Here is a 23,634-nt window from a genome sequence, read left to right as displayed (position 1 = left end):
GGGTGGCCGCCATCGCCTCCGTCACTTGACGCAAGCACCGGCAATGGGTTGCATACGTTCTGTGATCGTGCACCCCGCTCCAACTGCCCGTTTCCATACGTCCCTCAGGACACCACTGCGGGCAGGGGGCAGCGCGCCATGGACCCGGTGATCATCGTCGGATCAGGGCCCGTGGGACTCACGCTCGCCCTTGCGCTGGCCCGCCAGGAGGTCCCCTCCGTGATCCTCGACGAGGGGCCGGGCAAGGACGAACAGCGGCTCGCGCGGACGGTGGTACTGCGCGAGGACACCGCCGCGCTCATCGAACGCCTGACGGGTTTCCCGCTCTCCGAAGCCGGTTTCCGTTGGGCCGGATGGCGGTCGATGCGGCGCAAGCAGGTGATGCGCGAGGTCAGGTTCGACGCCCAGGGTGACGACGCGGAGGGCGCCACCGGTGCGGCGGGCCCCGATGGCCAGGAAGGGATCGCCGCCCCCCTGCACATCGCCCAGCACGTGCTGACCGGTGCCCTGCGCCAGGCCCTCGCGGGCGAGCGGCTGGTGAAACTCGCCGTGGACAACCGCCTCGACGCGGTCGAACAGGAATCCTCGGGCGTCACCGCCCACACCCGCGGCCCCAAGGGCACCTGGTGGCGCGGCAGTTACCTGGTCGGCTGCGACGGCCCGCGCTCCACCGTGCGCAAGCTCCTGGACATCCGCTTTCCCGGCCGTACGGCGGTGGAACGACACGCCGTGGCCGCGCTGCGCACGGAACTTCCGTGGCCCGACCAGGCGTTGTTGCACCGGGTGCCGCCGTGGCGGACGACCGGGCCCTCGGCCGGGGAGGTCACCGGACGCCCCCTCCCGGACGGCGTGTGGCGCCTGGACTGGCTGCTGCCGCCGGGCAAGGACCTGGTCACGCCCGAGCTGCTGCTCACCCGTATCCGGGAGACCCTCGCGGGCTGGACCGAGGGGCCGACACCGCCGTACGAACTGCTCGACACCGGCGTGCACACCGTGCACCACCGGCTCGCGCGCCGGTGGCGGGTGGGGCGGGTGTTTCTCGCGGGGGACGCGGCGCATCTGCTGGGGGCGCTCGGTACGCAGGGGCTGGACGAGGGGCTGCGGGACGCCGACAACCTCGCCTGGAAGCTGGCGCTGTCCTGGCACCACGGGCCGCACGAGGCGTTGCTCGACAGCTATCAGGCGGAGCGGCGGGCGGTCGTCGCGGCCCGGCTGCGCGCCGCCGACCAGGCGCTGCCCTTGGTGCGCGGCGGTGCAGGGCTGCGCGCGGTCGTGCCCGGCTCGGCCCGTGGCCACGACTCGCTGCTCACGGACGGTCACTTGGGGCGCGGGGCGCTCGGTGCGCCTGGGGCGTACGCCGACTCGCCGCTCGCGCCCCGGCACATCGAGGGCGAGGTCCCCGTCGACACCCCGCCCGGTGCGCCGGTCATCGATGTCCGGGTCACCGCGGAGGACGGCTCCTTCGTACGGCTGCGGGACCGCCTCGGGCGGGGTGCCCTGCTGGTCGTCCTGGTCGCACCGGGCACGGGCGTGTGGGAGCGCAAGCACTGGGTGACCGCCGGGGTCATGCCACGCCTGGCAGCCGCGGTGACGGCGCTGCCGCACCCGGCCGAGCTGCTGGTCGCCGAGAGCTACCCGGGCGCCGCCGCCCACACGGTCCTGCTCGTACGGCCCGACGGACATCTGGTCACCGCCCTGAGCGGGGTGCGGCCGGCCGATCTGTACGCGGCGGCCGAAGCGACCCTGGGCGGCCCGGCGAAGACGGAGGCCACGGCCGGCTCACGCTGAGGCCTCCGTACGTTAACTGTCCACATAGTGACGCTGAGTTGACCCGCATGCACCGTCGTGCTGTACTCCGGATCATGACCGACACCTCTGTCCACCTCTGGCGGAAGGTCCATCTGGACCTCGTCCGCTACGTGGGCTGTGTCTGTCACGTCTCCTGCTGAATTCGCATCTCTCTCACTCGCGCGCGCCCTTTCTGTGGGTCCGCGCGTGCCCTCGCGAACACTCATCAGGACGGTGCACGTGTCTGTCTCCTCCTCTGCCTCAGCGTCCCCCGCCGCGCCCGCCCCGGCTCCGACACAGGCGGACCTGCTCGACTTCGTACGGCGTACGGCCGCCGACACCGAGCTCATCGCCTCGCTCCCCCTCGACCCCGAGGGTCGTACCTGGGTGCGGCTCGAAGGGCCCGGCGGCAGCGAGGCCTGGCTGATCGGCTGGCCGCCCGGCAGCGGAACGGGCTGGCACGACCACGCCGACTCGGTGGGCGCCTTCCTCACCGCCGCCGGCGAGCTCAAGGAGAACTCGCTCGCCGCCCGGCTCCCGAGCCACGGCTGGAAGACCCTCGAACTGGAGGAGGGTGTGGACCGCGAGCGGCGGCTGCCGACCGGCAAGGGCCGCGCCTTCGGCCATCACCACGTCCACGAGGTGCTCAACGAGTCCGCCGAAGAGCACGCGATCTCCGTCCACGCCTACTACCCGCCGCTGCCGCAGATCCGCCGCTACAGCCGCACCGGCCCGGTGCTGCGCCTGGAGCAGGTCGAGCGCCCGGAGGACTGGCAGTGAGTGCCGTACGCGAACAGCCGCCCGGCATAGACGAGTTGCTGGAGGGGGTTCGCGCGGACTATCAGCGGATCGAGGCCCGGGCGGCTTACGACGCCGCCCGCGACGGCACGGCTCTCCTGGTCGACATCCGCTACGCGGCCCTGCGCGAGCGGGACGGTCTCATCCCGGGCGCCCTGGTCGTCGAGCGCAACGAACTGGAGTGGCGCCTCGACCCCCAGGGCAGCCACCGCTCCCCCGAGGCCACCGGCCACGACCTGCGCGTCGTGGTGATCTGCAACGAGGGCTACGCGTCCACCCTGGCCGCCGCGTCCCTGCACCGACTGGGCCTGCACCGCGCGACGGACCTGGTCGGCGGCTTCCAGGCCTGGAAGGCAGCGGGACTGCCTGTCACGTCGTAGACACAGTGTCTACCACGTGACAGTCCGGCTCCCGCCTCGGCTCACAGTCCGTCGGAGGGGCAGTAGAGCGGGGCGGTGTCCGCGTTGGCCTTCGTGACCAGGCGGGCCGGGGTCGTGGCGATCTTCTCCACCTTCTCCTTACGGAGAAGGCTGATGGCGTTGGTGACAGCCAGTTCGCCGGTGTCCTTGGCCGAGTTGGAGACCGTGGCGGCGAAGCGGCCGTCCTTGAGGGCGGCGAGGGCCTCGTCGGTGCCGTTGACCGTCACGATCCTCACGCCCTTGGCGCCGGCCGCGTCGAACGCCTTGCGGGCGGCGAACGCCATCTCCTCGTTGGCGACGAAGGCGTAGTCCAGACCGGGATGCGCCTTGATCATGCTCTCGGCGACAGTCTTCGCCTTCGCGGCGACGAACATGGCGGGCTGGTTCGCGACCACCTTCACGTTCGCCGGCAGCCCCTTGGTGAATCCGCCGACGAGCAGGTCGGAGGCGGCGCCCGGCGCACCCGCGATGACCGCCACCTGCACCTGACGACCGGCGGCGTCGTCCTCGATCCAGTCGGCGTCGAGCTTGCCCACCGCCTTCAGGTCGACGACGACGGCTCCGAGGATGTCGGACGGATCGGCACTGACCGAGGTCAGGAAGATCGGAATGTGCGCCCTCTTGGCCTTGGCGATGTCGCTCTTGAGCGCGTCGGTGTTGACGGTCTGCACGATGATCGCGTCGACATGGCGCGCGATCATGGTCTGGATGTTGGAGAGTTCCTGCGCGGCGTCCTGATGTGAGTTGGCCGTGACGAGCTTCGCGAAGTTGCTCTTGGCCGTGTTCGCGATCGACTCCTGCAGACAGGTGTGGAACTCGGTACTGCCGCCGTTGACGAACCCGAGCGTGATCGGCCCGTCGTCGGCGGGCGTGGCACTCGATTCGAGACCGCAGCCACTCAGTGAGAGGCCGACACCGACCAGGGAGGCCACCAGCGATCTTCGGTGGTGCGCGGGCGGGAACAAGGGGGCCGCCTTTCATGACATGCGAAGGATCGGCCGATGGAACGGCCTGAAGACGCTCAGGCGGGCCTGATTGCGGCTCAGCAGGCGGGAGGGCCGGGGAGTGACGGCAGCAGAAGCTACTCCCGCACCAAACATGCGAACCCTTCACGGACCGCACACTAAGCATGCGCAACACGTACCCCCGGCGACCGGGAAACAGTGAGTCGCACCCAGTGGCTACTCCCTCGCCGTCGCCACCGTCACCGCCCGCACCCGAAGCGCCGCCCGCCCCGGCAGGGCCGTGGCGACGAGCGCGAGCGCCGCGCCGACCGTCACCACCGTGACGTACACGAGAGGGGTGACCGACGGCGCGGCCCGGCCGGTCATCCCGATGCTGAACGCGGTCAGGACGGCGAGGGCGACACCGCTGCCGAGCGCCGTGGCGAGCAGCGCAACCGACAGCGTCTCGATCCGCAGCATCCGCAGCACCTGACGGCGGGTGGCGCCCGCGAGACGCAGCAGCGCGAACTCCCGGATCCGCTCGGCGACCGACATGGCGAGCGTGTTGACCACGGCGATGGCCGTGAAGGCCAGGACGAGGCCCATGGCCAGGTAGTTGACCTCGGCGTTCGCCTGCTGCCGCTGCGCCTGGAGCGAGTCGGCGGCGGCCGGCGCGAGAACACGGATGCCCGGGAACTCACGGAGGGTAGTCGCGAGTTGTGTCTGTGTACGGGGCGTGCTGACGAGGACGGAGGAGGCGAGCGGGTTGTCGACATGCCGGGCGACGAGATCGTGCGCGAGGGTGAGATCGCCGAAGCCGAGACCCCTGGCGTAGACGGCGACGACGGTGAGCGCGGCGGGCGTGCCGTCGCCGAGTGTGAGCTTCAGGATGCCACCGGGCTTCAAGTGGAGCTGGTCCGCGGCCAGTTCGCTTACGGCCGCGGTGTGCTCGGTGAGTCCGTCGAGCGATCCGGCGGTGACGTCGGGGTCCCAGGTGCGGGTGAGCCCGGCGGGTGTGACGCCTTGGGCCGCGTATTTGTCGAGGCCCACACGGACGGTCGTACGGACGACCTCGGTGACGATGTCGTGCCGCGCGCGGAGTCGGCGTGCGGCCTCGGCCGGGACACCGGGTCCTTGGGAGGCGACGACCCAGTCGGCACGGACACCTTCACGGGCCTGGGCGCGGGCGGCGTCGCCGAGGGTGGGTTGGACGAACAGGACGGTGCAGGTCATGCCGATCAGCAGGGTGAGGGGGGTGACAACGGAGGCCATGCGAGCGGCGTTGCCTCGGAGGTTGGCGGTGGCCAGCCGACCGCTCGGACCGCTGCGCCGGAGGGGACCGCGCAGGACAAGGACGGCTGCCTTGACGAGGAGCGGCCCGAGAAGGGCTACGGAGGTGGACAGGACCACAACGGCCAGGAAGGTCACGGGTGTTGAGGCGGGCTCGGTACGCAGCTTGCTGAGCACGGCGACCAGCACGACACCGCCCGCGAGAAGGACGAGCCCGGCGAGGAGACGACCGCGTGTGAGTCCGGCGCGTGCCGTGAGGCGGGTGCGCGCGGACTTGGCCTCGGCTTCGGTTCCTGCTCCTGCTCCCGTTTCCGCTTCGGCCAGTGCCTGGGCCGGGCGGATCCGGGAGATACGGCGGGAGGCGACCCGGGCGGCGGTCCAGGCACCGAGAGCGGTCGCGACGAGGGCGGCCAGCGGCGGGACAACACCAGTGGTGTGCTGGAGGGTGGCCGGGACGGCCCCCAGGGCGACGAACCTGTCGTAGAGCCAAGCGCCCAGCGGAAGCCCGAGCAGAGCGCCCGCGACACCGGCGACCGTGCCGACGATCAGGGCCTCGCGGCCGAGGAGTCGGCGGATCTGGCCGGAGGTGGCGGCCACGGCGCGGAGCAGGGCGAATTCGCGATGACGCTGCTGGACGGAGAGCACGAAGGTGCCGACAACCACGAGAACCGCCACGAGCAACGAGGTGCCGCCCATCGCACCCCCGATACTGACCAGCCTGGTCCTGGCGGTGGCGGCGTCCAGGAACTCGACGGGGCCGCGGGCGTCGCCGGCGGTGACTTGAACGGTGGGGCTGGGCGAGGTTGCAGTGTCCGGGGGTGAGGGGGGCGTGGTGGTTCGGCGGAGGGCTGTGGTGACGGCCTGCCGCAGCCGATCCACGCTTGTGCCCTTGGCCGGGAGCACTCCGAACGCGGTGACCTGCCCGGGGTGCGCGGCCAGACGGCGGGCCTCTTCTGCGGAGAAGAACAGCGACGTCTGATGGCGTACGGCCGTGGCGGGAGCGGCGATTCCGGTGATCCGGTAGACGCGCGGGGCCTGTGTGGACTGGACGGTGAGCCGGTCGCCGGGCCGGAGCCGGGCCCGCCCGGCGAAGTCGCGGTCGATGACGAGATCGGTGGCGGCTCGCGGGGCGCTGCCGGTGACGAGCCGGTACGGCGTCACCGCGGCGGAGTCCCAAGCGTGTCCGTAGGCGGTCCGGCCGCCGGTGCCGGCGGGTGTCAACGGCTGGGCCAGGAAGGTCAGTTCGGGGATGACACGGGCAACGCCCGGGGTGCGTGCGAGCGTGGTTTCCAGGTTCTCGGGGAGCCAGGCGCGCTCGGCGATCGGTTTCGCCTTGTGCTTGACCTTGGTCTTGCCCTTCTTGTGTTTGACGGTGGTCCGGTGGACGTTCTGATCGGCGGAGACCACGACGGGGCTCGCCGCGTAGCGCTCGGTGCGGATGGTGCCACGCAGGCCGGTGTCGAGGAGAGTGCCGCAGGCCGTGATGAGGGCAGCCGCGCACATCAGGGAGAGAAAGGCTCCGAGGAAACCGGCCTTGCGGGCGCGGACGGACCGGAAGGCGTAGCGCAGCATCATGAGGGCTCGGTCTCTTTTCCGTTGCACGCCGGGTCAGCTTCGGGCTCGGCTTCGGCGAGGGGTGCCGGGAAGGCGAGGAATCGGGTGAGTACGGTGCGGGCGTCGGCCGGCGTCTCGGCTTCGGGCCGCTTGTAGCGGTTGAGGAGGGCGATGTACTCCTCGAAGAACGCCCCGAGTTCGGGCAGCGTCAGCCGGATGGTGCCGCGCGAGTAAGGGAAGGCGTCCGCCCACGGCCCGGTCTCGGTGGCGTCCCGCTGGAACTGCTCGAAGAGCTCCAGATCGGCGGCGTACGCATGGTGGTTGAGCTCGTCCATGACGTGCCGCATCTCGGCACTCTGGCGACTGCGCGGCGGAAAGCGCCGGTCACCGGGAACAGCCCGCCACCAGCGCTCGCGACCGTGACTGTGACCGGGTGCGCGCGCCGTCTCCCCTTCCGGTCCCGCCGCCAATTCCGCGTCTGCCCCAGCCCCAGCCACCGCCACCGTCTCCTCGACGAAGCCGTAGCGGGCGAGTTCACGCAGGTGGTAGCTGGTGGAGCCGGTGTTCAGGCCCAGTGCGCGGGCGAGTGTGGCCGAGGTCGCGGGGCCGTGCAGGGTGAGGTGCTGGAGCATGCGCTGTCGACGGGGCTGTGCGAGCGCCTTCAGCGTGGCGAGGTCGGAGAGCTCGACCGGCGCGGGTGTCGACGAGGTCTGCTCGGTGGGTGTCTCCGCGCCAGGTGTGCGGGGTTCCTGTGCCATGCGTACACAGTCGTTTGTGCACAGGTGTCTGTGCACTGCGGCAATCCGGCGTCTTCAACGGGGGGTTAGCCCTACCTGAGGCATCGGCCGGTGCCCGCCTGAACGCGGTCGGCGCCCCCGCGCGTCCACCGTGTTCAGGCCGTGTGCACCACCGAGAAGCCGGAACCGGGCAGGAACCCGGATGGAAACCCGGACAGGAACTCGGATCAGTACCCCTCGTCCCCGAGGAACTCCGTGTCCTCGCCCTCTTCTTCCAGCGCCTGGCGGACCACCCTCAGGGCCATGCCCTGGGAGTAGCCCTTGCGGGCCAGCATGCCCGCGAGGCGCCGTAGCCTCTTGTCGCGGTCGAGGCCCCGGGTGGACCGCAGTTTGCGGTCCACCAGTTCGCGTGCCGTCGCCTCTTCCTGCTCGGAGTCGAGCTGGGAGACGGCCTCGTCGATCAGCGTGGAGTCGACGCCCTTGGTGCGCAGTTCCTGGGCGAGCGCGCGTCGCGCCAGTCCCCGGCCGTGGTGCCGGGACTCCACCCAGGCGTCCGCGAACGCACCGTCGTTGATCAGTCCGACCTCCTCGAACCGCGACAGCACCTCGTCCGCGACCTCGTCCGGGATCTCCCGCTTGCGCAGGGCGTCCGCGAGTTGCTTGCGGGTGCGCGGGTTCCCGGTGAGCAGGCGCAGACAGATGCCCCGCGCCCGCTCAGCCGGGTCCGCCGGCGGCTCCTCCTTCTCGGCCCTCGACGAGGAGAAGTCACCCCCGTTCTCTCCGGACGACTCTCCGAAGTCGCGGCCACGGCGCCCACGCCTACCCCGTGCGCCGTCACCACGCGCCGTGCCCCCGCGTGAGCCACCCTCCCGTGAGCTGCCTTCCCATGAGCCGTCCCCGCCGCCTCCGCCGCGCGCTCCACGGCTGCGGCGCGAACCGCGGCCGGGTGCGTCGTCGTCAGTGGACTCGCCGCCGGGCAAAGTGCCGCCAGGCGGCGAGCTTCTGAAAGGCCGACCGGTGCCCGCCGGACCGTCGCCGGGCTCCGAGCCGCCGAAAGGCGAACCGGTCTCACCGTCGAAGCCGCCGGACGACCAGTCGCCGCCCGGCTCGTCGCCGTACGGCCCGGCCACGCCGTACGGCTCCTCCGGTACGCCGTCCGCACCGTAGGCCGGGCCGTCACCGTTTCCCCCGCGCCCCTGCGGGGCGCCGGGATACGCGTACTCGGCCCAGTCCGTTCGTCGTGTCACGGGTCAGCTCTTGGCTGCCGTGGCCTTGGGCTTGGTTGCCTTGGCCGCAGCCGGAGCGGGCACCGTCTTGGCGGCGTCGTCCGTGGCGGTGGAGACCGCCGCGTCCGCGACCGGCTCGGCGGTGGACTTCTCCTTCTCCGGACGGACACCCACGCCCAGCTTCTCCAGGATCTTCTTCTCGATCTCGTTGGCCAGGTCGGGGTTGTCCTTCAGGAAGTTGCGCGCGTTCTCCTTGCCCTGGCCGAGCTGGTCGCCCTCGTACGTGTACCAGGCGCCGGCCTTGCGGACGAAGCCGTTCTCCACGCCCATGTCGATCAGGCCGCCCTCGCGGCTGATGCCGTGCCCGTAGAGGATGTCGAACTCGGCCTGCTTGAAGGGCGGGGCGACCTTGTTCTTGACGACCTTGACGCGGGTACGGTTGCCGACCGCGTCCGTGCCGTCCTTCAGGGTCTCGATACGGCGGATGTCGAGTCGCACCGAGGCGTAGAACTTCAGCGCGCGGCCACCGGTCGTGGTCTCCGGGGAGCCGAACATCACGCCGATCTTCTCGCGGAGCTGGTTGATGAAGATCGCGGTGGTCCCGGACTGGTGAAGCGCGCCTGTGATCTTGCGGAGCGCCTGGCTCATCAGGCGGGCCTGCAGACCGACGTGGCTGTCGCCCATCTCGCCCTCGATCTCCGCGCGCGGGACGAGTGCCGCGACGGAGTCGATGACGATGAGGTCGAGGGCGCCGGAGCGGACCAGCATGTCCACGATCTCCAGGGCCTGCTCGCCGTTGTCCGGCTGGGACAGGATCAGGTTGTCGATGTCGACGCCGAGCTTCTTCGCGTACTCGGGGTCGAGGGCGTGCTCCGCGTCCACGAACGCGACCTGGCCGCCGGCCCGCTGGGCGTTCGCCACCGCATGCAGGGTCAGGGTCGTCTTTCCGGAGGACTCCGGACCGTAGACCTCCACCACTCGGCCGCGCGGCAGGCCGCCGACACCGAGGGCGACGTCCAGTGCGGTCGACCCGGTGGGGATGACCTCGATGGGCTCGTTCGGCCGCTCGCCCAGGCGCATCACCGCGCCCTTGCCGAATTGCCGTTCAATCTGTGCGAGTGCGGCGTCCAACGCCTTCTCGCGGTCGGTTCCTGCCATGGGTTCCACCCGGTTTGCTTGAGTCGATCGTTTCACGTCAAAGACGCTAACGCCTGCCACTGACAATGCGCCCCGACGCCCGTCCAGCCTGTGGATAACTCGGGCACTTCACCATCAAAGGCCTGTCGAAATGCCCGTCATGGCCTCGCCGGAGCTTCCATGAGAATGGATGTTCGATTTTCGTGTCAAGCGCACCACGCGGCACTCACGCCATCTGTGCCGTCCGATCACACCGAACCCAACTCCGGCTGTCGCGACCGACGACAGCGCACGTTCACCGCGGCCAAGTGGTCGTCGCCGACGGCCTCCACCCCGATCCGGACGGCCTCGGCCACATCGCAGTTCAGGAAGGTCACCCCGGCGGTGGGTGGCGCGTCGTCGGGAACTCGTAGCCACGCCCCGGGGAGCCCTACTTCCGTCGGCGTACGGCTGGTGCCTTCGGTCGTACGACGACTGCGCGGCGAGTTCCCGCGAGGCTCGGGCCATGACTCGGGCCATGAAGAGCCACGTACGCCCTGCCGAGCGTCTCTGCCATGCGACCGGTGCCCTGCTGATCCTCTCCGGGTTGGTGCACCTGGTGGTGTTCGCGGTCGACGGCGGCGCCTGGTACGGGCCCGTCTCCTGGCGCAAGCCCGTCACGTTCGGGCTCTCCTTCGGGGCGACGCTGATCGCGGTCACCTGGGTGACGTCCTATCTGCGAGTCGGGGCCCGGTTGCGCACCGTCCTGCTCGTCGTGTTCGCCGCCGACTGCGTGGTCGAGGTCGGCGGTATCACCCTTCAGGCGTGGCGCCGGGTGCCGTCGCACCTCGACATGGAGACGCCCTTCGACACGGCGGTGTCCATGACGCTCGCAGTGGGCGGCGGTGTCCTCGTGGTACTGCTCACCGTGTTCGCGGTGGCGTCCTTCCGGCACCGGCCGACGGGTCCCACGGGGATGGCGCTCGCGGTGCGTTCCGGGTTCGCGATCCTGCTCGTCGCACTGGCCTCGGGCGCCGCAATGATCGCGCGCGGGGTCGTCCTCGCCCGGACAGGTCACCAGGAGGCGGCTTACCAGTCGACGGCCCCGCTCAAGCCGTTGCACGGGGTGAGCCTGCATGCCGTCCTGGTCCTGCCGACCCTGGCCTGGCTGCTGTCCCGCACGTCCTGGAGCGAGACGGTACGGCTGCGGACCGTGGCGGTGGCGGTCGGCTGCTACGCCGTCGCGGTGGCCGGAGCCGGAGTGTGGGCCGCGCTCACGTACTGATCTCGACGCCCTGGTGCTCGCGCGGGGTCATCCCTCAGGAGGAGCCTTCTCCGGAGTCCCTCGGGTCGGGGTCGGTCGGCCCGGAGTTCTTGGGGCCGGAGCCAGTCGCCCCGGAGTCGGTCGCCCCGGAATCAGTCGGTCCGGAGTCGGCTGACTCGGAACCGGTCGCCCCGGAACCGGCTGTCCCGGTGGAGTCGGCCGCCGTGTGCTCCGTCGCCCCCGGCCGCCGTTCCCACAGCCTTCCCACCCGTGCCAGCAGGCCAGGTCCGCCGGAGTCGCGGGTCCGGTGCCCCTGCACCCGGGGGTCGTCCGTGACGGCGTACCGCTTCACGTACGCCCCGAGGAACGCCTGAAGCGTGGCTACGGCCGGAATGGAGATCAGCGCGCCCACGGCACCCAGGAGCGCGGTGCCCGCGATGACCGAGCCGAAGGCGACTGCGGGGTGGATGTCGACGGTCTTCGCGGTCAGCTTGGGCTGCAGCATGTAGTTCTCGAACTGCTGGTAGACCACGACGAAGATCAGTACCCACAGGGCGTACCAGGGGTCCACGGTGAAGGCGATCAGCATGGGCAGGGCGCCCGCGAGATACGTGCCGATGGTCGGGATGAACTGGGAGACCAGTCCCACCCAGACGGCGAGCACGGGCGCGTACGGGATGCCCAGCGCCTGCAGCAGGATGTAGTGCGCCACTCCGGAGACCAGCGCCATCAGACCGCGGGAGTATATGTAGCCGCCGGTCTTGTCGACGGCGATCTCCCATGCGCGCAGCACCTCGGCCTGCCGGGCGGGCGGCAGCACGGAGCACAGGGCGCGCCGCAGTCGCGGCCCGTCGGCGGCGAAGTAGAACGAGAACAGGCCGATCGTCAACAGTTGGAAGAGGCCGCCGAGGACCTGGGTGGACACGTCCAGCACGCCGGTGGCGCTGTTCTGGACGTACTTGCGCAGCCAGTCGGAGTGGAGCAGCCCCTCCTGGATGTCGACCCGTCTCAGGTCGGTGTGGAAGTGCATGTTGACCCAGTTGATGACGGAGTCGAGGTAGTTCGGGAAGTCCTCGATCATCTTGATGATCTGGCCGGCGAGCATCGAGCCGAGCAGGGTGACGAACCCGGCGCTCACGATCAGCAGACCGAGGAAGACCAGGAAGGTGGCCAGCCCGCGGCGCATGCCGTAGGCGGACATCCGGCTCACCGCGGGCTCGATGGCGAGGGCCAGGAAGAACGCGATGAGGATGTTGATCAGGAACCCGATGAGCTGGTGGAAGGCCCAACTGCCCAGCTGGAACACGGCGACGAGGGCGAGCGCCAGCACCATGGCGCGCGGCAGCCAGCGCGGCATGCCGGTGCCCGACGGGGCACCGTCGGCCGGGGGCCGGGTCGGCGGCGTCGTACCGAACGGGGATGCCTGCGGGGCGTCGTGCCCGCTCTCGTCAGTGGATGCCACGGGGCAAGTCTCGCCTACGTCACTGACAACCGGTCACCGTCGTCGATCTTCGTGACCGATCAGCGACTTTCCTGCGGAACGTTCATGACCGCGCAGACCACGCGCCACACGTCCTTGGCCTCCCAGCCCGCGTCCAGCGCCTCGTGCACCGTCCGCCCGCCGAGTTCCGTCATCACGTGATCGCGCGCGAAGCTCTCGGCGGACCCCGCGCCGAAGTGCTCCGTCATCCGCTGCCAGAAGACCGTCAACCGCATGACACCAGTATCCCGCCCCTGAGAGTGGGCCCGGGCCGGGACCGCCTGCCGAGACCGCTTTCCGTCCTACGGTCTGACGCATGGCCGAAACAGGAGCTTCCCCACTCCCCCCGACGCCCCCGGCGCACTCCCCGCTCTTCCGCGGCGAGCACTTCGTCTGGCTCACCGCGCGTGTGCTGGAGCAGCGCCTCTTCGCGTACCACTTCCTCAACGGCGAGCCCGATCCTGTGGAGATCGCGCTGGATGCCTACCGCAACGAGGACGGCGGTTACGGGCACGCGCTGGAACCCGATCTGCGCGGCCCGGTGAGCCAGCCGCTGCACACCGGGCACGCACTGCGCGTCCTGGACTCCATCGGGCGCTGCGGCGGGCAGCGGGTGGAGCGCGTGTGCCGCTATCTGACCTCGGTCTCCACCACCGACGGCGCCCTGCCGGCGATCCTTCCCGGCCAGCGCGGCTATCCGACGGCGCCGTTCGTGCCGATCGTGGACGACCCGCCCAGTGAACTCCTCGCCACCGGGCCGGTGGTGGGCCTCCTGCACCGCAACGAGGTGTGGCACGCCTGGCTGTTCCGGGCCACCGACTTCTGCTGGCAGGCCGTCGACTCCCTGGAGAAGTCGCACCCCTACGAGATCGAGGCCGCCGTCGCCTTCCTGGACTCGGCGCCCGACCGCCCGCGCGCGGAGGCCGCCGCCGACCGGCTCGGCCGCCTGGTGCGCGAGCATCGCCTCGCCGCCCTGGACCCGGACCACCTGGAGGCCTACCCGGTCGCCCCCGGATACGCGCCGGGCGAGCACCACTTCCCGTACGACTACGCGAAGACGCCGAGTTCCCTCGCGCGCGCGTGGTTCACGGACGACGAGATGGCCCGCTCCCTGGACCATCTGTCGGCCGGCCAGCGGGAGGACGGCGGCTGGCCGATCCGCTGGCGCCAGTGGGCGCCGGGCATCGCCCTGGAGGCACGCCCCATGGTGACGATCCAGGCACTGCGCACCCTGAAGGCGTACGGCCGCTCTGTCGGCTGACTCCGGGGCCTCAGCCGCCCATGGCCCGCACACCCGCCGTCACCAGCACGGCCGCCGCGACGACGAGCAGGAAGGGTGCCCGCAGCACCAGCGCCACGGCGGCCGCCGCGAGCCCCGCGGCCCGGGCGTCGAGCACGAGCGCGTGCCCGTCGGCGAACGTCTGCTGGGCCGTGAGCGCGGCGAGGAGGGCGACGGGCAGCAGGGCGGCCAGCCGCTTCACGAGCGGACGCTCCAGAGCACCGGCGGGTACCAGGAGTCCGGCGAGCTTGACGACGTAGCAGCCGAGGGCGGTCGCTGCGATCGCGATCCAGACGGTCAACGGTCTTCCTCCTGTGCGTCATTACGTGTTCCGCCCTGCCGACGGCCTTCTACGTAGAGGACGATCGGCGCCGCGAGAGCCGCCGCCAGGACCGGCACTCCGGCCGGCAGCACGGGCAGCAGTCCCAGCCCCAGCAGGACCGCCAGCGCGGCGACGGCGCGCTCCGTGGTGGTCGTGAGCATGGGCGCGAGCAGTGCCAGGAAGACCGCGGGCCCTGCCGCGTCGAGACCCCAGGCCTCCGTGTCCCCGATGGCCTTGGCACCCAGCGCGCCGAGCAGCGTGGTGAGGTTCCACAGCACGTACAGGGTGAGCCCGGTGACGGTGAACCCGATCCGTGCGGCACGCCGCGTGGGCTGGGCGAGGGTGACGGCAGTCGTCTCGTCGATGACCCACTGGGCGGCGAACGGCCGCACCGCGCGCGGGAGGGCCAGCAACTGCGAGAGACGCAACCCGTAGAAGGTGTTGCGCACTCCGAGGAAGAAGGCTCCCGCCGCCGCGGTGAGTGGATTGCCGCCGGCCGCGAGCGCTCCCACGAGCGCGAACTGGGAGGCGCCGGTGAACACCAGGAGGCTGAGAGCGCAGGTCTGGAGCAGGGTGAGCCCGCCACCGGCCGAGGTCACCCCGAAGGCGAACCCCGACAGCCCTACGGCGATCCCGACCCCGAGGGCGTCCCGTACGACGGCGGAGTCCGGCTTGCTCCCGGCCTCGGTGTCCGGTTCTCTTCCCGCTCGGGTGCGTATGTCGTCTGAAGCGATCTGTTCTGGCACACGTCGGACGGTAGGAGGAGTCGCCGTCCCGCGTCTTGTACGTTCTTGCGCTCCCGCTGGTACGCGCCCGGGGGCACGCCCACGATCCGGGCGAAGTGCCGGTTGAGGTGCGGCTGATCCGTGAACCCGACGGCTACGGCGGCATCAGCGGGAGCCGTACCCGCGTCCAGGAGCCGGCGTGCCCGGCGCACCCGGGCGTCGGTCAGCCAGGTGTGGGGCGGCATCCCGTAAGCGCCCCGGAACGCGCGCAGCAGCGCGAACGGGCTGGTTCCCAGATCCCCGGCGAGCTGCTCCAGGGTGGGCGGATCCACCATCCGGTCCTCCAGCACGGCACGCGCGCGTGCGGCGACCCGGCCGCCCGCCGTGGGCACGGCGCGTTGCGGCAGCGATCCACCGTTCAGCCGGAGCAGTCTGGTGACGGCGACCCGCAGCAGGGTGTCGGCGGCGAGTGCGTTGCCCTCCTCGGCCGCACGCAGGATCTGGTGGATGAGCCCGACTGTGTAGGGGTCGTCGAGCACGGGTCTGGCGAAGCCGGGAGTACCGCGGATGGAGGTCGTCTCGGCGGCTATCGCGGCCACCACCTCGGGCGACGGATAGACAGCGCCGTACCGCCAGCCCTCGGGCACGCCCGCCCGTCCGGTGTGCGGAGTGTCCGGATTGACCAGTGCCAGGGCCCCCGCCCCGGCGGAGACGTCGCCCCCACCGTGGTGGAACACCTCGACGCCGTCCGCGATGGCGGCGATGACGAAATTCTCGTGCGTGTGCCGTACGAACGTCTTGCGGATGTACCGGGCGCGGAGCAGGTCGACCCCCGGCAGCTCCGTGTACTGCCAGTGCCTCGCCAGCTCGCCCGTGCCTGCCATACGACCATTCTCCGCCACGCGGGCAGCAGGCACAGAAACCGTCCTGCAAACCGTCGCCGGAGAATTCCCGCAGGTCAGACGCATTGTCAGTGGTCGGGTGCAGGATGGACGCATGGTCAGCTCCGCGCATCGAGCCCTCGACGGCTTCTCCCCCGCGACCCGCGGCTGGTTCACGGGGGCCTTCTCCGCGCCCACCGCGGCCCAGGCGGGCGCGTGGCGGGCCATCGGCGAGGGCTCGGACGTGCTGGTGGTCGCCCCGACCGGCTCCGGCAAGACCCTGGCCGCGTTCCTCGCCGCGTTGGACCAGCTCGCCGCGGCTCCCCCGCCCGCCGACCCGAAGAAGCGCTGCCGCGTCCTGTACGTGTCTCCGCTGAAGGCCCTCGCGGTCGACGTGGAGCGTAACCTCCGCTCCCCGCTCACGGGCATCCGTCAGGAATCCGTCCGCCTGGGCCTGCCCGAGCCCGAGGTGAAGGTCGGCATCCGCTCCGGCGACACACCGCCCGCCGAGCGCCGAGCGCTGTCCACGCGCCCGCCGGACATCCTGATCACCACCCCGGAGTCCCTGTTCCTCATGCTGACGTCGGCCACGCGTGACGCGCTGACCGGCATCGAGACGGTGATCCTGGACGAGGTGCACGCGGTCGCGGGGACCAAGCGGGGTGCGCATCTCGCGCTGTCCCTGGAGCGGCTGGACGAGCTGCTGCCGAGGCCGGCCCGCCGTATCGGCCTGTCGGCGACGGTGCGTCCGGTCGACGAGGTCGCCCGTTATCTCTCCCCGCGCGGCAAGGTGGAGATCGTCCAGCCCAAGTCGGGCAAGGAGTTCGACCTCTCCGTGGTCGTCCCGGTCGAGGACCTGGGCGAGTTGGGCGGCTCCCCGGTGGCCGACGGCAGCGAGGGCGCGGAGAAACCGTCGATCTGGCCGCATGTCGAGGAGCGCATCACCGACCTCGTCCAGTCCCATCGTTCAACAATCGTGTTCGCCAACTCCCGCCGCCTGGCCGAGCGTCTGTGCAACCGGCTCAACGAGATCGCCTACGAGCGCGCGACCGGCGAGCCCCTGGACGAGCACCACGCACCGGCCGAGCTGATGGGCGGTTCCGGCGCGGCCCAGGGCGCGCCCCCGGTCATCGCCCGCGCCCACCACGGCTCGGTCTCCAAGGAGCAGCGCGCCCAGGTCGAGGAGGATCTCAAGGCGGGCCGACTGCCCGCCGTGGTGGCCACGTCCAGCCTGGAGCTGGGCATCGACATGGGAGCCGTCGATCTCGTCATCCAGGTGGAGTCCCCGCCCTCCGTGGCCTCCGGCCTCCAGCGCGTGGGCCGCGCGGGACACCAGGTCGGCGCGGTCTCCACGGGCGTGGTCTTCCCGAAGTACCGGGGCGACCTCGTCCAGGCGGCCGTGGTCACCGAGCGGATGCGCACGGGCTCCATCGAGTCCCTGAGGGTCCCCGCCAACCCCCTGGACGTGCTGGCCCAGCAGCTCGTCGCGATGACGGCGCTGGACACCTGGCAGGTCGACGACCTGCTCGCCACGGTCCGCCGCGCCGCGCCCTTCGCCTCGCTCCCGGAGTCGGCGTTCACGGCGGTGCTGGACATGCTCGCGGGCCGCTATCCGTCCGACGCGTTCGCCGAGTTGCGTCCGCGCGTGGTGTGGGACCGCATCGCGGGCACGATCGCCGGCCGCCCCGGCGCGCAGCGTCTCGCGGTCACCTCCGGGGGCACGATCCCCGACCGCGGTCTCTTCGGTGTCTTCCTGGCGGGCGCCGACCCCAAGAAGGGCGGCGGCCGGGTCGGCGAGCTGGACGAGGAGATGGTCTACGAGTCCCGGGTGGGCGACGTCTTCACGCTCGGCACCAGTTCCTGGCGGATCGAGGACATCACCCGCGACCGCGTCCTGGTCTCCCCCGCGCCGGGTGTCCCGGGCCGGCTCCCCTTCTGGAAGGGCGACCAGCTGGGCCGCCCGCTCGAACTGGGCCGCGCGGTGGGCGCGTTCCTGCGCGAGGTCGGCTCCCAGCCCAAGGAGGACGCGCGGCTGCGCCTCCTTGCCGCGGGCCTCGACACCTGGGCCGCGGAGAACGTGCTGTCGTACCTGGCCGAACAGCGCGAGGCCTGCGGCCACATCCCGGACGACCGCACGATCGTCGTGGAGCGCTTCCGCGACGAACTCGGCGACTGGCGCGTGGTCATCCACTCCCCCTTCGGCGCCCAGGTCCACGCGCCCTGGGCGCTCGCCCTCGGCGCCCGCCTCTCCGAGCGCTACGGCATGGACGCCCAGGTGATGCACGCCGACGACGGCATCGTCCTGAGGCTGCCCGACGCCGACCTGATGGGCCTGGACCTGCTCGACCAGGAGCCGATGAAGGCCGGCACGGAGTACGACGCCGACCAGGCCCCCGTGGGCGCGGCGGACGTCGCCTTCGACAAGGGCGAGGTCAATCAGATCGTCACCGACCAGGTCGGCGGCTCGGCCCTGTTCGCGGCCCGCTTCCGCGAGTGCGCCGCCCGCGCGCTGCTGCTGCCGCGCCGCAACCCCGGCAAGCGCACGCCGCTGTGGCAGCAGCGCCAGCGGGCGGCCCAACTGCTCCAGGTGGCAAGCGAGTTCGGCTCGTTCCCGATCGTCCTGGAGGCGGTCCGCGAATGCCTCCAGGACGTCTTCGACGTCCCGGGCCTCACCGAGCTGATGGGCGACCTGGAGTCCCGCAAGGTCCGCCTCGTCGAGGTCACCACTCCCGAGCCGTCCCCCTTCGCCCGCTCCCTCCTCTTCGGGTACGTCGCCCAGTTCCTCTACGAGGGAGACTCACCGCTCGCCGAGCGCCGCGCCGCCGCCCTGTCCCTGGACTCCCGGCTGCTGGCCGAGCTGCTCGGCCAGGCGGAGCTGCGCGAACTCCTCGACGCCGAAGTACTCACCGAGCTGGAGCGGGAGCTCCAGTGGCTCACCGAGGACCGCCGCATCAAGGACGTCGAAGGCGTCGCCGACCTGCTGCGGATGCTCGGCCCGCTCACCGACGCCGAGTTGGCCGAGCGGGGCGCCGCACCGGAGTGGGCCCACGACCTGGCCTCCGCCCGCCGCGCGATCCGGGTCCGTATCGCCGGTGCCGACCACTGGGCGGCGATCGAGGACGCGGGCCGACTGCGCGACGCGCTCGGCACGGCGTTGCCGGTCGGTGTCCCCGAGGCGTTCACCGAACCGGTCAAGGACCCGCTCGGCGATCTCCTCGCACGTCACGCCCGCACCCACGGCCCGTTCACGTCGGCCACGGCAGCAGCCCGCTTCGGACTGGGCGTGGCGGTCACCGACGGCGCGTTGCAGCGGCTCGCGGCCAACGGCCGTGTCGTACAAGGGGAGTTCCACCCGGCCGGCATCGGTCAGGAGTGGTGCGACGCGACGGTGCTGCGGCGCCTGCGCCGCCGCTCCCTGGCCGCGCTGCGGCACGAGCTGGAGCCGGTGCCGCCGACGGCACTCGCACAGTTCCTCCCCCAGTGGCAGCACATCGGCAAGGGCCACGGACTGCGCGGCATCGACGGACTGGTGCGCGCCGTCGAGCAGTTGCAGGGTGCCTCCGTGCCCGCGTCCGCCCTGGAGAAGCTCGTCCTGCCGTCCCGCGTGGCGAACTACGCTCCCGCCATGCTCGACGAACTCACCTCCGCCGGCGAGCTGGTGTGGGCTGGCGCGGGCTCCCTCCCCGGCAAGGACGGCTGGATCTCCCTCTACTTGGCGGACGCGGCACCCCTGCTCCTCCCGCCCCCGCACCCGCTCGAACTCACGGCACTGCACCAGTCTGTCCTGGACACCCTCTCCGGCGGCTACGGCCTCTTCTTCCGCCAGATCGCCGACCAGGTCCGCGCGACCACCCACCCCGACGCCACCGACCCCCAACTGGCCGACGCCATCTGGGACCTGGCCTGGTCCGGTCGGCTCACGAACGACACGCTCGCCCCCATGCGCTCCCTGCTGGGCTCCGGCCGTACGGCAGGCTCCACGGCCCACCGCGCGAAACGCACGGTCCCGCGCGGGCGCTACGGCTCCCTCACCGCCGCCGCCCGCCCCGCCTCCCGCACCGGCCCACCGACCGTGGCGGGCCGCTGGTCCCTGCTCCCCGCCCATGAACCGGACCCGACCGTGCGCGCCCACGCACTGGCCCGCACCCTGCTCGACCGACACGGAGTGGTGACCCGGGGCGCGGTCGCCGCGGAGGGCGTGGAGGGCGGCTTCTCGGCGACGTACCGCGTCCTGTCAGTCTTCGAGGAGAGCGGTCAGGCGCGGCGCGGCTATGTCGTGGAGGGGCTCGGCGCCGCCCAGTTCGCGATGGACGGCGCGGTGGACCGCCTCCGCGCGGTCGCCAACGCCCGCGACCGGGGCGACGACCTGCCCACACCGGATGCCATGGACAACGACCCCTACGGTTTCGGGGCCCTCGACCGCTCACCCACGCCGCCCTCCGCTTCCACCGACCGCTTCACATCAACCCCGACCACCTACGACTCCCCCAACAACCGCGGTCGGCACACCGCATCCGACGCGCACGCACCCACCCCCTCCGGAGTCCACGACTTCGCCGACGCCTTCGGCCCGTTCACCGACTTCGACGACCTCGACGACCTCGACGACACAGGCACACCGGCCGGGCCCACCTCACGCCTCCAGGGCTCCCCCTCCTCCCACCCCCCGTCTCCGGGCGACTACATCTCACCCCGCGACTTCCCCACCCCGGCCCCGCGCAGCAACACCACTTCCCCCTACGCCAGCCACCACCCCCGCCGCCCGTCCCTCTCCACCCGGGCCGTGGTCCTGGCCGCCGCCGACCCGGCGAACGCGTACGGCGCCGCCCTCCCCTGGCCCGAGCCGCCGACCGACGCCGGGCACAAACCGGGGCGGAAGGCCGGGTCGCTCGTCGTACTCGTCGACGGTGAACTGACCCTGTACATGGAGCGCGGCGGCAAGACCCTGCTCGCCTGGCCCTCCGCGCCGGACACCACGGCCACCGAGGACCCACGCCTACAAGGGGCCGCCGAAGCCCTCGCGGCAGCGGCCCGAGCCGGTTCGCTCGGCACTGTCACGGTGGAACGCGTCAACGGCGCCTCGGCCCTGACCTCCCCCATCGGCACCCTGCTGGAAGGAGCGGGCTTCATCGCGACACCGCGCGGCCTGCGCCTGCGCGCATGAACCGAACCGACCCCCACCACCCCATGCCACCCTTGCCCCATGCCTGAAGGCGACACCGTCTGGCAGACCGCGAAACGCCTCCACACGGCCCTCGCGGGCAAGGTGCTGACCCGTAGCGACCTCAGGGTCCCCAAGTACGCCACGGCCGACCTCACCGGCCGCACTGTCCTGGACGTGACAGCTCGGGGCAAGCACCTGCTGACCCGTATCGAGGGCGGCCTCACCCTCCACTCCCACCTGCGCATGGACGGCACTTGGCGGGTGTACGCCAACGGCCGACGCTGGAGCGGTGGCGGCCCGGCCCACCAGATCCGCGCGATCCTCGGCACCGCCGACCGCACGGCCGTCGGCTACCGCCTCCCCGTCCTGGAACTCCTCCGCACCTCCGACGAACACCGCGCCGTGGGTCACCTAGGCCCCGACCTCCTGGGCCCCGACTGGAACCCCGAGCAGGCGTTGGCAAACCTCCTCGCCGATCCTTCCCGCCCCCTCGGCGAGGCCCTGCTCGACCAGCGCAACCTGGCCGGTATCGGCAACATCTACAAAAGCGAACTCTGCTTCCTCCTCGGCGCCACCCCCTGGCTCCCCATCGGCGCCCTCCCCGCCGACCGCGCCACGAAGCTCCCCGCCATCGCCAAGCGACTCCTGGAAGCCAACCGCGACCGCCCCGTCCGCAACACCACAAGCAACATCGCGAACGGTTCCACGAACCGCCCCACAGGCGGCCCCCACACCCCCGACCTGTTCGTCTACGGCCGCGCACCCCGCCCCTGCCTGCGCTGCGGCACCCCGATCCGCACGGCGGACCAGGGCGACGGCTCCCGCGAGCGCCCCACCTACTGGTGCCCGACCTGCCAGGTGGGACCGGCGCCGGGCGCCTCCCCACCTCGCGGAAGTCAGCACCGTACGACTAATTGACGACCCGTCAGAAACCCTCGTACCGTCGCTTCATGCCCGTCAAGGCGTACGACCTCACCGGACGCACCGCTTTCGTCACCGGCGCCGCCAGCGGCATCGGCCGCGCGTCCGCCGTGCTGCTCGCCGAGGCGGGTGCCACCGTGCACTGCGCCGACCGTGACCCGCAGGGCCTGCACGAGACGGCGACCCTGATCAAGGACAAGGGCGGCACCGCCCGCACCCACCACCTCGACGTCACCGATCGCGCGCAGCTCCGGCAGGCCGTCGAGTCCTGCGAGGAGCTGCATGTGATGGCCGCGGTCGCCGGGATCATGCACAGCAGCACAGTGCTGGAGACTCGCGAGGAGGATCTCGACCGGGTGCTGAACGTCAACTTCAAGGGAGTGCTGTACGCCTGCCAGGAGGCGGCCCGGCTGATGCTCGACCGCGGCACCAGCGGCAGCATCGTCACCATGGCCTCGGGCGCGATCGACACCGGCGGGTCCGGGCTGCTGTGCTACAGCGCCGCGAAGGCGGCCGTCGTGCAGTTGACGAAGACGCTGGCGACGGAGGTCGGCCGGCACGGCATCCGCGTCAACGCCGTAGCGCCGGGCTGGATACGTACACCCATGACCGATCACCACGAGGGCGAGGCGCAGGCCCGTACCGAGGCGATGATGGCCCGGCTGTCGCCGCTGGGCCGGGTAGGTGAGCCGGAGGACATCGCGCACGCCGTGCTGTATCTGGCGTCCGACGCGTCGTCGTTCACGACGGGTCAGATCCTCCGTCCGAACGGGGGCGTGGCGATGCCCTGGTGACGGACACCTCCCCAGCGGCCGACGTCCGCCAGGCTTCCCTCCACCGCCCCGCGGCCACGGCTCCCGCCGCCCGCGCCTTGGGCATGCAGTGCACCGGGAGCAGACTCAGCCCCCATCCCCCGGCCGCGACCGCCCCCTCCAGAGCGCCCGCGTGCGGCGCCAGGGCGAGCCGCAGCACGGCCCACCACCACAGCGCCCCGAGTCCCAGCGCAGCCCCCCAGCGCGCTATCCGCCCCGCCATGGCCGCCACCACCTCCAGCCGGACGCTAAGCCACCGCGGTCACCCGCGAGGAGGGCGCATCGACGGCACACGGACGCACCACCCGCCTCAACCATGACCGCACCGGACCACACCGGCAAACGGACCGCTCCCCCACTCACCAGGCGCCCGAGACGCGAAAAACCCCGACCGCACCTCTCCAGGTCTTCCCGGAAAGGCCCCGGTCGGGGCTCGCACACATTCTCGACGCCGGTCGGCGTCCCATCGGACTACACCAGCGTGAGCCTCACGCGGCGACCACGTCCACCGCCTCGGCGGGGGCCTTGATGGTCACCCGTTCCGGTGGCACACCGGTCACCGACACGGAACCCAGCATCGGACGTACCGACGTGGGCACAGAACCGGTGGCCGCAGCAGACTGGGCCAGCTCGGCGAGAGCGAGCTCGTCGCTCACTTCCCGCATGAGCTCGGACATCCGTACGTCCAACGCGTCGCAGATGGCGGAGAGCAGTTCAGAGGAAGCCTCCTTCTGCCCCCGCTCCACCTCGGAGAGATAGCCGAGTGAGACTCGGGCGGACGAGGAGACTTCGCGCAGAGTACGGCCCTGGCGCTGGCGCTGCCGACGCAGCACGTCACCCAGCAGGCGACGGAGCAGAATCATCGGTGGCTCCCTCCTCGGACCGCGTAGCCGCATCCTTCTCGCCCCACCGTA

General features: G+C 71.5%; 21 protein-coding genes. 8 read left to right on the top strand and 13 right to left on the bottom strand.

All coding sequences use genetic code 11. The features are described from left to right. Positions 1-138: 138 nt before the first annotated feature. The 3 genes from OC490_RS36965 (at position 139) to OC490_RS36955 (ending at position 2,966) form a co-directional block, all read left to right on the top strand. Entirely contained in the window at positions 139-1,788 is a 1,650-nt protein-coding gene (locus OC490_RS36965) for an FAD-dependent monooxygenase (RefSeq protein WP_262062420.1), read from the top strand. A 240-nt stretch (positions 1,789-2,028) separates the two neighbouring features. Continuing rightward, positions 2,029-2,568 carry a cysteine dioxygenase gene (locus OC490_RS36960; RefSeq protein WP_410099218.1) on the top strand — a complete coding sequence of 180 codons (540 nt, stop codon included), beginning with the start codon at positions 2,029-2,031 and terminating at the stop codon, positions 2,566-2,568. Beyond that, complete coding sequence (locus OC490_RS36955; RefSeq protein WP_262062418.1) at positions 2,565-2,966, top strand: rhodanese-like domain-containing protein; 402 nt, start codon at positions 2,565-2,567, stop codon at positions 2,964-2,966. Before OC490_RS36960 ends, OC490_RS36955 begins: the two co-directional genes overlap by 4 nt. 41 nt (positions 2,967-3,007) lie before the next feature. Here the strand turns inward: OC490_RS36955 and OC490_RS36950 are convergent, their stop codons facing one another. From OC490_RS36950 to OC490_RS36925, 6 genes are all read right to left on the bottom strand, one after another. After that, the gene (locus OC490_RS36950; protein ID WP_262062417.1) at positions 3,008-3,937 is read right to left on the bottom strand and encodes a sugar ABC transporter substrate-binding protein; all 930 of its coding nucleotides are present in this window, start codon (positions 3,935-3,937) and stop codon (positions 3,008-3,010) included. A gap of 249 nt (positions 3,938-4,186) precedes the next feature. After that, entirely contained in the window at positions 4,187-6,814 is a 2,628-nt protein-coding gene (locus OC490_RS36945; RefSeq protein WP_262062416.1) for an ABC transporter permease, read from the bottom strand. Then, positions 6,811-7,551 (bottom strand): winged helix-turn-helix domain-containing protein, encoded by a 741-nt coding sequence (locus tag OC490_RS36940; RefSeq protein ID WP_262062415.1) that lies wholly within the window; start codon positions 7,549-7,551, stop codon positions 6,811-6,813. Before OC490_RS36940 ends, OC490_RS36945 begins: the two co-directional genes overlap by 4 nt. Before the next feature lie 206 nt (positions 7,552-7,757). Beyond that, complete coding sequence (gene recX / locus OC490_RS36935) at positions 7,758-8,777, bottom strand: recombination regulator RecX (protein ID WP_262062414.1); 1,020 nt, start codon at positions 8,775-8,777, stop codon at positions 7,758-7,760. Positions 8,778-8,780: 3 nt separating this feature from the next. After that, on the bottom strand, positions 8,781-9,914 hold the full coding sequence (gene recA / locus OC490_RS36930) for a recombinase RecA (RefSeq protein WP_262062413.1): 1,134 nt from the start codon (positions 9,912-9,914) through the stop codon (positions 8,781-8,783). A 227-nt stretch (positions 9,915-10,141) separates the two neighbouring features. Continuing rightward, positions 10,142-10,270, bottom strand: coding sequence for a hypothetical protein (locus tag OC490_RS36925; RefSeq protein WP_262062412.1), 129 nt, complete (start codon positions 10,268-10,270; stop codon positions 10,142-10,144). Between the two features lie 128 nt (positions 10,271-10,398). Between OC490_RS36925 and OC490_RS36920 the strand changes: the two genes are divergently transcribed. Further along, entirely contained in the window at positions 10,399-11,157 is a 759-nt protein-coding gene (locus tag OC490_RS36920) for a hypothetical protein (RefSeq protein ID WP_410099217.1), read from the top strand. 34 nt (positions 11,158-11,191) lie between these two features. Here OC490_RS36920 and OC490_RS36915 read toward each other — a convergent pair whose 3' ends face one another. After that, the gene (locus tag OC490_RS36915) at positions 11,192-12,598 is read right to left on the bottom strand and encodes an AI-2E family transporter (RefSeq protein ID WP_262062410.1); all 1,407 of its coding nucleotides are present in this window, start codon (positions 12,596-12,598) and stop codon (positions 11,192-11,194) included. A gap of 59 nt (positions 12,599-12,657) precedes the next feature. Beyond that, on the bottom strand, positions 12,658-12,852 hold the full coding sequence (locus tag OC490_RS36910; protein ID WP_262062409.1) for a DUF3046 domain-containing protein: 195 nt from the start codon (positions 12,850-12,852) through the stop codon (positions 12,658-12,660). An 80-nt stretch (positions 12,853-12,932) separates the two neighbouring features. Here OC490_RS36910 and OC490_RS36905 point away from each other — a divergent pair, with 80 nt between their 5' ends. Then, positions 12,933-13,877 carry a hypothetical protein gene (locus OC490_RS36905; protein WP_262062408.1) on the top strand — a complete coding sequence of 315 codons (945 nt, stop codon included), beginning with the start codon at positions 12,933-12,935 and terminating at the stop codon, positions 13,875-13,877. Between the two features lie 10 nt (positions 13,878-13,887). Here OC490_RS36905 and OC490_RS36900 read toward each other — a convergent pair whose 3' ends face one another. The 3 genes from OC490_RS36900 to OC490_RS36890 are packed head-to-tail and all read right to left on the bottom strand — an operon-like array spanning position 13,888 to position 15,826. Continuing rightward, on the bottom strand, positions 13,888-14,196 hold the full coding sequence (locus OC490_RS36900) for an AzlD domain-containing protein (RefSeq protein WP_262062407.1): 309 nt from the start codon (positions 14,194-14,196) through the stop codon (positions 13,888-13,890). Then, positions 14,193-14,936 (bottom strand): AzlC family ABC transporter permease, encoded by a 744-nt coding sequence (locus OC490_RS36895; RefSeq protein WP_262062489.1) that lies wholly within the window; start codon positions 14,934-14,936, stop codon positions 14,193-14,195. Before OC490_RS36895 ends, OC490_RS36900 begins: the two co-directional genes overlap by 4 nt. Further along, positions 14,840-15,826, bottom strand: a complete 987-nt coding sequence (locus tag OC490_RS36890; protein ID WP_262062406.1) for an AraC family transcriptional regulator — start codon at positions 15,824-15,826, stop codon at positions 14,840-14,842. The genes OC490_RS36895 and OC490_RS36890 overlap by 97 nt, the downstream gene beginning before the upstream one ends. A 112-nt stretch (positions 15,827-15,938) precedes the next feature. On the opposite strand from OC490_RS36890, the gene OC490_RS36885 reads away from it, so the two are divergent. From OC490_RS36885 to OC490_RS36875, 3 genes are read left to right on the top strand one after another with little or no spacing between them, the layout of a single operon-like run. Then, complete coding sequence (locus tag OC490_RS36885; protein WP_262062405.1) at positions 15,939-20,987, top strand: ATP-dependent helicase; 5,049 nt, start codon at positions 15,939-15,941, stop codon at positions 20,985-20,987. 39 nt (positions 20,988-21,026) lie between these two features. Beyond that, positions 21,027-21,905, top strand: a complete 879-nt coding sequence (locus OC490_RS36880; protein ID WP_262062404.1) for an Fpg/Nei family DNA glycosylase — start codon at positions 21,027-21,029, stop codon at positions 21,903-21,905. Between the two features lie 32 nt (positions 21,906-21,937). After that, entirely contained in the window at positions 21,938-22,702 is a 765-nt protein-coding gene (locus OC490_RS36875; protein WP_262062403.1) for an SDR family NAD(P)-dependent oxidoreductase, read from the top strand. On the opposite strand, the gene OC490_RS36870 is transcribed toward OC490_RS36875, so the two are convergent. Together OC490_RS36870 and OC490_RS36865 are read right to left on the bottom strand one after the other, a co-directional pair. Further along, complete coding sequence (locus OC490_RS36870) at positions 22,650-22,943, bottom strand: hypothetical protein (RefSeq protein ID WP_262062402.1); 294 nt, start codon at positions 22,941-22,943, stop codon at positions 22,650-22,652. The genes OC490_RS36875 and OC490_RS36870 overlap by 53 nt on opposite strands. A 265-nt stretch (positions 22,944-23,208) precedes the next feature. Further along, positions 23,209-23,583, bottom strand: a complete 375-nt coding sequence (locus OC490_RS36865; protein ID WP_019060943.1) for a helix-turn-helix domain-containing protein — start codon at positions 23,581-23,583, stop codon at positions 23,209-23,211. Positions 23,584-23,634 lie beyond the last annotated feature (51 nt).

This window comes from Streptomyces sp. STR69, from assembly GCF_024519455.1.
In the GTDB taxonomy this organism is placed as follows: domain Bacteria; phylum Actinomycetota; class Actinomycetes; order Streptomycetales; family Streptomycetaceae; genus Streptomyces.
The sequence above is the reverse complement of the archived record's forward strand: the minus strand, read 5'-3'. Positions and strand labels throughout refer to the sequence as shown.

Bases quoted from the DNA above. Each gene is read 5' to 3' on its own strand.
- OC490_RS36905 (WP_262062408.1), top strand. From the start codon at position 12,933: ATGGCCGAAACAGGAGCTTCCCCACTCCCCCCGACGCCCCCGGCGCAC.
- OC490_RS36865 (WP_019060943.1), bottom strand. From the start codon at position 23,583: ATGATTCTGCTCCGTCGCCTGCTGGGTGACGTGCTGCGTCGGCAGCGC.
- OC490_RS36880 (WP_262062404.1), top strand. From the start codon at position 21,027: ATGCCTGAAGGCGACACCGTCTGGCAGACCGCGAAACGCCTCCACACG.
- recA (WP_262062413.1), bottom strand. From the start codon at position 9,914: ATGGCAGGAACCGACCGCGAGAAGGCGTTGGACGCCGCACTCGCACAG.
- OC490_RS36890 (WP_262062406.1), bottom strand. From the start codon at position 15,826: ATGGCAGGCACGGGCGAGCTGGCGAGGCACTGGCAGTACACGGAGCTG.
- OC490_RS36910 (WP_262062409.1), bottom strand. From the start codon at position 12,852: ATGCGGTTGACGGTCTTCTGGCAGCGGATGACGGAGCACTTCGGCGCG.
- OC490_RS36945 (WP_262062416.1), bottom strand. From the start codon at position 6,814: ATGATGCTGCGCTACGCCTTCCGGTCCGTCCGCGCCCGCAAGGCCGGT.
- OC490_RS36875 (WP_262062403.1), top strand. From the start codon at position 21,938: ATGCCCGTCAAGGCGTACGACCTCACCGGACGCACCGCTTTCGTCACC.
- OC490_RS36870 (WP_262062402.1), bottom strand. From the start codon at position 22,943: ATGGCGGGGCGGATAGCGCGCTGGGGGGCTGCGCTGGGACTCGGGGCG.
- OC490_RS36940 (WP_262062415.1), bottom strand. From the start codon at position 7,551: ATGGCACAGGAACCCCGCACACCTGGCGCGGAGACACCCACCGAGCAG.
- OC490_RS36965 (WP_262062420.1), top strand. From the start codon at position 139: ATGGACCCGGTGATCATCGTCGGATCAGGGCCCGTGGGACTCACGCTC.
- OC490_RS36885 (WP_262062405.1), top strand. From the start codon at position 15,939: ATGGTCAGCTCCGCGCATCGAGCCCTCGACGGCTTCTCCCCCGCGACC.
- OC490_RS36920 (WP_410099217.1), top strand. From the start codon at position 10,399: ATGACTCGGGCCATGAAGAGCCACGTACGCCCTGCCGAGCGTCTCTGC.